Raw genomic sequence first — 11161 nt, forward strand, 5'->3', positions numbered from 1 at the left:
TATGAGAACGGCAAGCCGGTCGAGGCGACGCAGATCGTGGTCTCGCATCAGCACGTCGAGGAGAGCCTCACCTCCAAGGACGTCGAGGCGATGGTGCGACCCTTCGTGCTGTCGGCGCTGCCCGAGGGCTGGATCACGCGGAACACCGTCTGGCACGTCAACCCCACCGGCAAGTTCTACATCGGCGGCCCCGACGGCGACTGCGGCCTCACCGGCCGCAAGATCATCGTCGACACTTACGGCGGCGCGGCGCCGCACGGCGGCGGCGCCTTCTCCGGCAAGGATCCGACCAAGGTCGACCGCTCGGCCGCCTACGCTGCGCGCTATCTCGCCAAGAACGTCGTCGCCGCGGGCCTCGCCGACCGCTGCACGCTGCAGCTCTCCTACGCCATCGGCGTCGCCAAGCCGCTGTCAATCTACGCCGATCTGCACGGGACCGGCCACGTCGACGAGAGCAAGCTCGAACAGGCGCTGATGGACTCGATGGACCTGTCGCCGCGCGGCATCCGCGAGCACCTGAAGCTCAACCGGCCGATCTTCGCCCGCACCTCCGCCTTCGGCCATTTCGGTCGCGCGCCCGAGGACGACGAGAGCATTGGCGGAACCGACGCCCGAAGCGCCGACGCGCCGCACCCTCTACGGGCGGAGCAAGGGCAAGCCGCTGCGCCCGCACCAGGCGCAGCTCGTCGCCGACCTCTTGCCGAGGCTCGAAGTCGACGCCGCGCGGCTCGCCGCCGGCGCGCCGCTGTTCGGTTTCGCGCCGCGCGAGCTGTGGCTCGAAATCGGCTTCGGCGGCGGCGAACATCTCGTCGCCCAGGCGCTCGCCCATCCCGACGTCGGCTTCATCGGCTGCGAGCCGTTCCTCAACGGAATCGCCAAGGCGCTGGCGGCGATCGAGCGCGACGGCGTCGGCAACGTGCGGCTGCGGGCGGGCGACGCGCGACCGCTGATCGAAGCGACGCCCGACGCCGCGCTGTCGCGCGTGTTCATCCTCTATCCCGACCCGTGGCCGAAGCGCCGCCACAACCGACGGCGCGTCGTTTCCCGCCAGACCGTCGCCGAGCTCGCGCGCGCCGCGCGGCCGGGCGCGACGGTGCGCTTCGCCACCGACATCGACGATTACGCCGGCTGGACGCTCGCCCGGTTTCTCGATTCGCCTCACTTTCGCTGGCTGGCCGAGGATGCCGAAGGCTGGCGCCGGCCGTGGGGCGACTGGGCCCCGACCCGTTATGAAACCAAGGCGCGGGTCGCCGGCCGGACGCCGGTCTATCTCACATTTGTGCGCCGTTAACCCTGGCGCGGACCTGTGCGGCGAATTGGTCGAATCGTAACGAAGCGTCACTATCCTGCTTGATCGCGCGAAAATGAAGGTCGGCTATGACGAACACCGTTGACCGCCGCACGCTGTTGAAGGGCGCAGCCGCCGCCGCGGCGGTCTCCGCCATCGGCGAATCCGCAACCGCGGCGCCGGACGGACTCACCTTTGGCGAACCGTCGGCTTTTTCGTTCGATCTGCTCAAGGCGCAGGCGCGCGAGAAGGCGCACGGTCCGTATGCGCCGCCGCCCCGTCCCGCGCCCGACATCGTCCAGAAGATCAACTACGAGGAATGGGGCAAGATCCGCTTTCGCCCCGACCACGCGTTGTTCGCCGACGGTCCCGGACGCTTTCCGGTCACCTTCTTCCACCTCGGCCTGTTCTTCCAGAAGGCCGTCGACATGTACGCAGTCGAGAACGGCCAGGCGCGGAAGATCGTCTACGATCAATCCTATTTCGACATGCCCGCCGACTCGGTGGCGCACGGCCTGCCGCAGGGCGCCGGCTTCGCCGGCCTGCGCATCCAGGAGGCGCGCGACGGCGCGCTCGACTGGCGCAAGAACGACTGGGTCGCCTTTCTCGGCGCCGCTTATTTCCGCGCCATCGGCGAACTGCACCAATACGGCCTGTCGGCGCGCGGCGTCGCGCTCGACGTCGCGGTCGCCGACCACCCGGAGGAGTTTCCCGACTTCACCCAATTCTATGTCGATTCGCAGGAGACCGACGACACGCTGATCGTCTACGCGCTGATGGAGGGGCCGTCGATCGTCGGCGCCTACCGCTTCGCGCTCAAGCGCGGCAAGGGCGTGACGATGGACATCGAGTCGACCCTGTTCGTGCGCGCCGCCGTCACGCGCTTCGGCATCGCGCCGCTGACGTCGATGTACTGGTACTCGGAGACGAAGAAGACGACGGCGATCGACTGGCGCCCCGAGGTGCACGATTCCGACGGCCTATCGATGTGGTCGGGCAACGGCGAACGGCTGTGGCGGCCGCTCAACAATCCGCCGCGCATCATGATTTCCGCCTTCACCGACAACAACCCGCGCGGGTTCGGCCTCAGCCAGCGCGACCGCGTGTTCGATCACTACCTCGACGGCGTCTATTACGACCGGCGGCCGACGTTGTGGGTCGAGCCGATGCCGGCCGCCGACGGCTCGGGCTGGGGCAAGGGCTGGATCCAGCTGTGCGAGATTCCGACCGACGACGAGATCCATGACAACGTCGTCGCGATGTGGGTGCCCGACCAGCCGCCGCCCGCCGGCGCCGAGATTGCGCTGAACTATCGCCTGCACTGGCTCGCCGACGAGCCCTATCCGCCCAAACTGGCGCGGTGCGTCGCGACGCGCCTCGGCCGCGGCGGCCAGCCCGGCCTGCCGCGCCCGGCGGGCGTGCGCAAGTTCGTCGTCGAATTCCTCGGCGGCCCGCTCGCGACCCTGCCCTACGGCGTCAAACCGGACATGGTGGTGACCGCCTCGCGCGGCTCGCTGCAGGGCTACCGCCTGATCGAGGCCGTTCCCGACGACGTGCCCGGCCACTGGCGGGCCGAGTTCGACCTGACCGTCGACGGCGCCGATCCCGTCGAGCTGCGCTGCTTCCTGCAGGCCAACGGCGAGACGCTGACCGAAACCTGGATGTTCCAATACCACCCTTTCTGACGATGGCCGCGTGAGCCGCGGCCAATCACTGAACCTGTAGACGCGCGCGGCGAGCGCGTCCGGCGCGCAAACGCTGTCCATTTCCGACTTTCATGAACAGGGCGCGGCCGACGGCCGCGCCTACAAGAGGCCGACGGCGAGCTGTAGACGCGCGCCGTCCTCTTGCGCCGGCGCCGATCGGTTGCGATAAGGCCGCTCGCTTACGAAAGAGGCGACGCGGACCGAAATGGCGAAATTTCCTGAACTGGTGTTCTCCGGCGTGCAGCCGACCGGGAATCTGCATCTGGGCAATTATCTCGGCGCGCTCAAACGCTTCGTCGAGATGCAGAAGACCCACCCCTGCCTCTATTGCGTCGTCGACCTGCACGCGATGACGATGCCGCACGACCCTGCGACGCTGCGTCGCACGACGCGCGCGGTCACCGCGGCGTTCCTCGCCTGCGGCATCGACGCGAACAAGAACACGGTCTTCAACCAGAGCCGCGTCGCCGAGCACGCCGAACTCGCCTGGGCGCTCGATTGCGTCGCGCGCCTCGGCTGGCTCAACCGCATGACCCAGTTCAAGGAGAAGGCGGGCAAGGACCGCGAGAACGCTTCCGTCGGCCTCTACAACTATCCGGTGCTGATGGCGGCCGACATCCTGCTCTATCGCGCCACCCACGTGCCGGTCGGCGACGACCAGAAGCAGCATCTCGAGCTCACGCGCGACGTCGCGCAGAAATTCAACAACGACTTCGCCGCTCAGATCGCAGAGCTCGGATTCGGCGACGCGTTCTTCCCCCTGCCCGAGCCGCTGATCCAGGGGCCGGCGACGCGCGTGATGAGCTTGCGCGACGGGTCGAAAAAGATGTCGAAGTCGGACCCCTCGGAATATTCGCTGATCGCGCTCACCGACGACGCCGACGCGATCTCGGCCAAGATCCGCAAGGCGAAGACCGACCCCGGCGCGCTGCCGAGCGAGGTCGAAGGCCTGGCGGGCCGGCCCGAGGCCGACAATCTCGTCGGCATCTACGCCGCGCTCGCCGACGAGACTAAGGCCGACGTGTTGCGGCGCTTCGGCGGCGGCCCATTCTCGCAGTTCAAGTCTGCGCTCGCCGAGCTGACGGCGACGACGCTCGCGCCGATCCGCGCCGAGATCCTGCGGCTCAACGCCGATCCGGCTTATGTCGACTCGGTGCTCGCCGAAGGCGCGCGCAAGGCGCGGCTGATCGCCCAGCCGAACATGGACGCGGTCAAGGACATCCTCGGCCTGATCCGCTGAGCGCGCGAAAAGCGCGGCGGCGCCCGCTTTGTCGCGACATTTTGAATCTACATCCAATTTCAGACAATATTCGCCAACATTCGGTTAACGACTTTCTTGGCGGCTTTGCGTAAATCTGGAGGACGTTGATTCGTTCCTCGCGGCGGTAAGAGGACGATCGGCGGCGGCGGCGCCCGGCGGCGGGCGCGCCCGCGAAGGTCTCTGGGGGCCGAGGCTTGCAACTAACGACGCGATCGGCGAGGGCGCGCATCCGGTCGGGAGGCCCGTCTCTTCGTGCGCTCGCCTGCCGCGCCGTCGCGCCGCTCGTCGTCGTCGCGCTGTGCTGCGCCGCCGGCGCGGCGCAGGCGGAAGCGGGCGGCGGGCCGCTCGCGCTCGAGGAGCCGTTCGCCACCGACCTCAGCGGCCTCGTCATCCTGCTGCTGTTGTTCTTCTCGGTGCTCACGGCCTCGCTGCACCTCGTCGGCCGGCGGCGCTGGACCCAGCGCGAAGCCGAACTCGCCAGCGAGCTCACCCGCACCCGCGCCGCGCTCGACCGCGCCAACCTGTTCCTCGCCAGCGAACCGCAGATCCTGCTCGCCTGGGATCGGCCCGACGGCGAGCCGCGCATTGAAGGCGACTTCTCGCTCGTCGCCGACGCGCCCTCGCCGCGCCGCGTGCTGGCCTTCGCCTCATGGCTCGAACCCGCCATAGCGGCGAACCTGCAGCACGCGGTCGAGCGGCTGCTCGGCCGCGGCGAAGCGTTCTCGCTCGCCGCCGCGAGCCTCAAGGGCCGCCATTTCGAGATCGACGGCCGCGCCGTCGCCGGCTGCGCCGTGGTGCGCATCCTCGACGTTTCCGGCGAACGGCTGCAGCTCGCGCGACTGCGCGACAGCCACGCTCAGGCCAACGCCGCGCTCGACGCGCTGCGCGCCTTGCTCGACGCGATCCCGGGCCCCGCCTGGACGCGCGGCGTCGACGGCAGGATCGCCTGGGCCAATCTCGCCTACGCGCGCGCGGTCGAAGCCGCCGACGGCGCCGACGCGGTCGCGCGCGGCGTCGAGCTGTTCGATCAGGCGCTCGGCGCCGAAGCGGCGCAGGCGCGGGCCGACAGCGGCGTCTGGCGGCGGCGCGCGCCGGCGGTCGTCGCCGGCGGCCGCAAGCTGTTCGAGGCGACCGAGGTCGCGACCGCCGACGGCGCCGCCGGTCTCGCCAGCGATCTTTCCGAGCTCGAGACTGCGCGCGTCGAGATGGAGCGTCACCTCGACGCCTATTCGCGCATGCTCGACCAGCTGTCGACCGCCGTGGCGATCTTCGACCGCGCCAAGAAGCTGACCTTCTACAACGCCGCCTACCGCCAGATCTGGTCGCTCGATCCCGCCTTCCTCGATTCGCAGCCGACCAACGGCGAGATTCTCGATCGCCTGCGCTCGACGCGGCAGTTGCCCGAGCAGGCCGATTTCCGCAGCTGGAAGGCGCAGGCGCTCGCCGCCTATCAGGCGATCGAGCCGATCGAGAGCGTCTGGCATCTGCCCGACGGGCGCGCGCTGCGCGTCGTCGCCAGCCCCAATCCGCAGGGCGGCGTCACCTACCTGTTCGACGACGCGACCCAGAGCTACGCGCTCGCCTCGCAGGTCAACGCCATGACCCGGGTGCAGGGCGAGACGCTCGACGCGCTGAAGGAAGGCGTGGCGGTGTTTGGCGCCGACGGGCGGATGAAGCTGATCAACCCGGCGTTCGCCGAAATGTGGCGCTTCGACCCGGCGCGCGCCGTCGACCGGCCGCACATCGACGAACTGGCGCGCCTGTGCGCGCCGCTGCTCGACGACGGGCAATTGTGGGACGGCTTGCGCGCGCGGATCGTCGATCTGCCGGAGGAACGGCGCGGCTTCGAGATGCGGGTGGCGCGCAAGGACGGCCTGGCGCTCGATTGCGCCGCCCTGCCGCTGCCCGACGGCGCGACGCTGCTGACCTTCCTCGACGTGACCGCGAGCGCCAACGTCGAGCGCGCGCTGACTGAACGCAATCAGGCCCTGATCAGCGCCGAGAAGCTGCGCAACGATTTCGTCAACCACGTCTCCTACGAGCTGCGCACGCCGCTGACCAACATCATCGGCTTCACCCAGCTCCTGGCCGACGGCGGCGTCGGCCCGCTCAATCCCCGGCAGCTCGAATACGCCGGCTTCATCACCAAGTCCTCGGCGGCGCTGCTGGCGATCATCAACGACATTCTCGACCTCGCCTCGATCGACGCCGGCGCGCTCGAGCTGAGGCCGGAGGACGTCGACGTCGTCGAGGCCATGAAGGCGGCGGCCGAGGGCGTGCAGGACCGGCTCAGCGATTCGAAGATCGAGCTGCGCATCGTCGCCACCGACGACGTCGGCTCGCTGCGCGCCGACGGCCGGCGCATCCGCCAGGTGCTGTTCAACCTGCTCTCCAACGCGATCGGCTTCTCCGCGCCGGGGCAGACGGTGACGCTGGCGGCGATGCGCCGCGGCGACGAGATCGTGTTCAAGGTCAGCGACCGCGGCCGCGGCATTCCCAACGACGTGCTCGACCGCGTCTTCGACCGCTTCGAGAGCCACACCGGCGGCTCGCGCCATCGCGGCCCCGGCCTCGGTCTGTCGATCGTCAGGGCGCTGGTCGAGCTGCACGGCGGCCGGGTCCAGATCGACTCGGTCTACGGCGAGGGCACGACCGTGACCTGCGTATTCCCGATCGACGGCGCGCCGCGTCAGGCGAGCGCGGCGGCCTGAGATGGCGGCGGCGACGCAAGGCGACGGCGAAGCGATCGCGCTCGTCGACGAAGCGGCGACCGCGACGCTCGCCCGACAGCTCGCGAGCTTCGTCCGGCCGGGCGATTTCATCGCGCTGTCCGGCGACCTCGGCGCCGGCAAGACTGCGCTCGTTCGCGCCGTCCTGCGCGCGCTTGCCGACGATCCTGGGCTCGAGGCGCCGAGCCCGACCTTCACCCTGATGCAGGTCTACGACGGCCCTGGATTCCCGGTCGTCCACGCCGACTTCTACCGTCTGCGCGGCGACGACGAACTCGCCCAGATCGGCTGGGACGAAGCGATCGACGGCGCCGTGACGATGGTCGAATGGCCGGAGCGCGCGCCGAGCGCCCTCCCCGCCGACCGGCTGGAGATCGCGCTCCATTTCGACCCGGCCTACGGCCCCGAGTTCCGTCGCGCCGAGGTGCGCGCGTTCGGGGCGCTCGGCGTTCGCTGGCGGCGCGCGCGCGCGATCGAGCGGCTGCTGCGCCAGGCCGGCTGGGCGGAGGGCGAGCGCTTCCCGCTCGCCGGCGACGCCTCGGTCCGCGCCTATGAGCGGCTGACCAAGCCCGACGGCGCCGCCGCGATCCTGATGATCTCGCCGCCGCGGCCCGACGGCCCGATCCTGCGCTACGGCAAACCCTATGCGGCGATCGCCAAGCTGTCGCCCGACATCCGCGCTTACCTCGCCATGGCCGAGGGCCTGCGCGGCCAGGGCTATTCGACGCCGCGAACTTACGCCCACGACGTCGCCGCCGGTCTGGCGCTGATCGAGGATTTCGGCGCCGAGACCATCGCCGACGCGCGCGGGCCCGACCCCGAGCGCTACGCCGAGGCGACGGCGCTGCTCGCCGATCTGCACGCGCGCGAGCTGCCGCGCGCGCTGCCGATCGACGACGAGGCCTACGCGCTGCCGACCTACGACATCGACGCCATGCTGGTCGAGGTCGAACTGGCGCTCGACTGGTACGCCCCGACCGCCGCGCGCGTCACGCCGGCCTCCGGCGCCCGCCAGGTGTTCCTCGGCCTGTGGCGGGAGCTGCTGGCGCCGATCCTCGCCCAGCCGACGACCTGGACCTTGCGCGACTACCATTCGCCCAACCTGCACTGGCTTTACGGCCGCGCGGGCCTGAGCCGGCTCGGCCTGATCGACTTCCAGGACGCGGTCGTCGGCCCGCCGGCCTACGACGTCGCCTCGCTGTTGCAGGACGCGCGGGTCGACGTGTCGGTCGAGCTCGAGCTGCGGCTCATCGCGCTCTATGTGCGGCTGCGCGGCGAGCGCGACCCGAGCTTCGACGCCGCAGCCTTCGCCGGGACTTACGCGGCGATGGCGGCGCAGCGCGCGACCAAGCTGCTCGGCATCTTCACCCGACTCGACCGCCGCGACGGCAAGCCGCAATATCTCGCCCTGCTGCCGCTGGTCGAACGCCGGCTGGCGCGCAACCTCGCCCATCCGCTGCTGCGGCCGCTGAGGGGCTGGTTCGAGGCCTGCCTGCCGCGCGCGCTCGGCGAAGGCGGGTCGGCGAGCCTGGAGCCATGAGCCGATGCCCAAGCCGACGCCCGAGTCGAAGCCCAGGCCGACGCCTTCGACCGCGATGGTGTTCGCCGCCGGGCTCGGCCAGCGCATGCGGCCGATCACCGATGCGATCCCCAAGCCGCTGGTCAAGATCGCCGGGCGGACGCTGATCGACCATTGCCTCGACCGGCTCGCCGAGGCCGGCGTCGGCAAGGCGATCGTCAACGTGCACTGGCTCGCCGACCAGATCGAGGCGCATCTGACGACCCGCGTCGCGCCGCAGATCGTCATTTCCGACGAGCGCGCCAGGCTGCTCGACCAGGGCGGCGGGATCAAGAAGGCGCTGCCGCAGATCGGCGACGCGCCATTCTTCATCTGCAACACCGACGCGCTGTGGATCGAGGGGCCGCGCTCCGAACTCGACCGGCTGATCAAGTTCTTCGATCCGGGGCGGATGGACGCGCTGCTGCTCGTCGCCCAGGCGGCCGGCGCCGTCGGCGTCGACTGGCCGGGCGACTTCACCATGGATCCCTTCAACCGATTGACGAAGCGCGACCCGCGCCACGTCGCGCCGTTCGTCTACGCCGGCGTCGGCGTCATCAAGCCGCAATTGTTCGAAACGGTGAAGGAGGACGTCTTCAAGCTGGCGCCGTTCTTCTTCCGCGCCGCCGAGCAGGGCCGGCTCTACGGCGTGCGCCTCGACGGCATCTGGCTGCACGTCGGCCGGCCGGAATCGATACCCGAAGCGGAACGCGCGATCGACCGCTCGCAGCTGTGAGGCGGCGGCGGTTGGATCGCGCGCCCCTCTCCCGCTCGTGGCGGAGGGCAGGGCGAGGGGCGCGCCTTTCCTGCCGCGTTTCGCGTTGTTTCAGGGCTTTGCCGGGCGGAAAATTTCCGCCTCGACTTCGGCGGGCGCCGGCTTCGCCAACAGCAGCTCGCGCGCCGGCGCGGCGGCGATCTCGGCGCGGCCGTAACCGTGATCGCGGTCGAGCTCGCCGGCAAGCCGGATCACCCGGTCCATCGCCTTGAGGTCGCCCTCCGTCATCATCGTGTGGGCGACCTGCATCGCGTCGCTGAGCCGGGCGATCTGCAACGCAACGAAGCCGGCGGGCGGATCGACCTCGCGCTTGGCCAGCATCTCGGCGATGATCTGCCGCACGCGGCGGATCGTGAGGTTTTCTACGCGCTATATATGTGTAAAAGAGACGCCCGCGGTCAGCCGCTCCAGGATGCGCAACTTCCGCTCCGCCGTCGCCCGCCGCATCGCCGTTCGGCGGGGAGGCGGAGGCGCGGACGGCGGCTGTGCGGGCGGCCCGGCGAGGCGGGATGGCTTGCGGGTCTTGGGCATGGCGCGCATCGGGGAGCGGGAGGGGCGATGAGGGTAGAATAGCACGATTTGTGTTTTTCAGAAAACACAATGCGCGGGCTATTGAAATGGCGGACAAACTAGCGCCGCCTCGTCGTCGCCCAGCGCGACCGGGGGAAGAGCTGGAGCGCGAGGAAGAACTTACAGAATTTGTGATTCCTTATCTTGTCGCCCTAACGCCAATATGGCGTCCCTGTAAAAGCCCTTCGGGCCGGAGAGAGCGGCATTGGGATTCGACTGAATGGCGATCACTGCGCCGGAGAGAGACCCAGGGCGAGGTTCTCAAAGACGTAGACGTTGCGGCGGTTATCCTTCACTGTATAGCCCAACTCCTTCGCCATCGTGACAAGGTCCGGAATTGAGAGACGCCGACCCTCGAAGGTCGTCTCGTGGAGTTCGACGATCATAAGTGGGCAGCAACGAATAAGGATCTCTTTGTCGTGGACAAAGATTCCCGCCTCGGCCCCCTCGATGTCGGCGATCAGCGCGAAGCGCTCGAACTGATATCGGGATATCAACGCACCGAGAGTGACGCAAGGCACTTGATGGCCTGAACTTTGTTCTGGGCTGTCGCTCAACCATCCTGCGAGCGACGAATCGCCGAAGCTCATCGAAACGAAGTCGCTCGGAGGCGTAGCATAGGCGACCGCACCGTGAATAACCGTTGCGCAGTCGCGGCAACCATTTGCCTCGACGTTCCTCTTTAGGAGTTCGATTAGTGACGGGTTCCCTTCTACACTTACCAACCGACGCCCGCCGTCGAGGCTACCTGCAATCTGCGATGCAACAACTCCGATGCTCCCTCCTAACTCAATAACATCTATATCCTTGGGCAGGAACTGTTGGATCAGCTGCAATTCAGCGTTCTCGTACATGTCCCAGAAGATCAGCGTCCTTACCCATGGGGAAACGGAGGCGTCATTCGTATCAATCATCCTGCCTCTGCTCAGGAGTTTGCCGCCGTAAACGCGGCGGACGACAATATCGGTAAGGTAAACCGAAGGGGCAGAGGAGAGCACCCTGAAACCGACGTGTCTAAGATGCATCATGGCGCCCTGACATTGCTCTCTCTCCGCAAGCACCATGATAAGAGGAGATTGCCAACATCGGCCACCATTTTTTGCAAGGCCGGGATAACGAGGGGTGCTGGGACAGGGGGCGCGCAGACAGGTCGCGGGGACAGGATAAGAATTTCACAATTCCCGCCCCGCGATCGCGCCGGGCTTTCTCGGCCGGACTTGCTCCGCGGCCCACCCCCACCCACCCACCGATCCGGCGACCTCGTGGAAGCATGG

8 protein-coding genes and 1 pseudogene are annotated in these 11161 nt (G+C 68.6%); 7 read left to right on the forward strand and 2 right to left on the reverse strand.

Features of this window, described 5'->3' with window-relative positions:
* The 7 genes and pseudogenes from ABSF49_RS16690 to ABSF49_RS16720 all read left to right on the forward strand — a co-directional run.
* A pseudogene (locus tag ABSF49_RS16690) lies at window positions 1-645 on the forward strand (methionine adenosyltransferase domain-containing protein); the annotation flags it as partial.
* On the forward strand, window positions 596-1291 hold the full coding sequence (gene trmB, locus ABSF49_RS16695) for a tRNA (guanosine(46)-N7)-methyltransferase TrmB (RefSeq protein WP_424113783.1): 696 nt from the start codon (window positions 596-598) through the stop codon (window positions 1289-1291). The pseudogene ABSF49_RS16690 and the gene trmB, both read left to right, overlap by 50 nt.
* A gap of 86 nt (window positions 1292-1377) precedes the next feature.
* The gene (locus ABSF49_RS16700) at window positions 1378-2973 is read left to right on the forward strand and encodes an OpgD/OpgG family glucan biosynthesis protein (RefSeq protein ID WP_424113784.1); all 1596 of its coding nucleotides are present in this window, start codon (window positions 1378-1380) and stop codon (window positions 2971-2973) included.
* 226 nt (window positions 2974-3199) lie between these two features.
* The gene (trpS, locus tag ABSF49_RS16705) at window positions 3200-4234 is read left to right on the forward strand and encodes a tryptophan--tRNA ligase (RefSeq protein ID WP_424113785.1); all 1035 of its coding nucleotides are present in this window, start codon (window positions 3200-3202) and stop codon (window positions 4232-4234) included.
* Between the two features lie 215 nt (window positions 4235-4449).
* Window positions 4450-6966, forward strand: a complete 2517-nt coding sequence (locus ABSF49_RS16710; protein ID WP_424113786.1) for a sensor histidine kinase — start codon at window positions 4450-4452, stop codon at window positions 6964-6966.
* A gap of 1 nt (window position 6967) precedes the next feature.
* Window positions 6968-8524, forward strand: a complete 1557-nt coding sequence (gene tsaE / locus ABSF49_RS16715; RefSeq protein WP_424113787.1) for a tRNA (adenosine(37)-N6)-threonylcarbamoyltransferase complex ATPase subunit type 1 TsaE — start codon at window positions 6968-6970, stop codon at window positions 8522-8524.
* A 4-nt stretch (window positions 8525-8528) separates the two neighbouring features.
* Entirely contained in the window at window positions 8529-9278 is a 750-nt protein-coding gene (locus ABSF49_RS16720; protein WP_424113788.1) for a nucleotidyltransferase family protein, read from the forward strand.
* A 90-nt stretch (window positions 9279-9368) separates the two neighbouring features.
* On the opposite strand, the gene ABSF49_RS16725 is transcribed toward ABSF49_RS16720, so the two are convergent.
* Together ABSF49_RS16725 and ABSF49_RS16730 are read right to left on the reverse strand one after the other, a co-directional pair.
* Complete coding sequence (locus ABSF49_RS16725; protein WP_424113789.1) at window positions 9369-9659, reverse strand: hypothetical protein; 291 nt, start codon at window positions 9657-9659, stop codon at window positions 9369-9371.
* A gap of 455 nt (window positions 9660-10114) precedes the next feature.
* A complete protein-coding gene (locus tag ABSF49_RS16730; protein WP_424113790.1) occupies window positions 10115-10951 on the reverse strand; it encodes an FkbM family methyltransferase in 837 nt (278 codons plus the stop codon).
* Between the last annotated feature and the right edge of the window lie 210 nt (window positions 10952-11161).

This window comes from Roseiarcus sp., from assembly GCF_049514155.1.
Classification (GTDB): Bacteria; Pseudomonadota; Alphaproteobacteria; order Rhizobiales; family Beijerinckiaceae; genus Roseiarcus.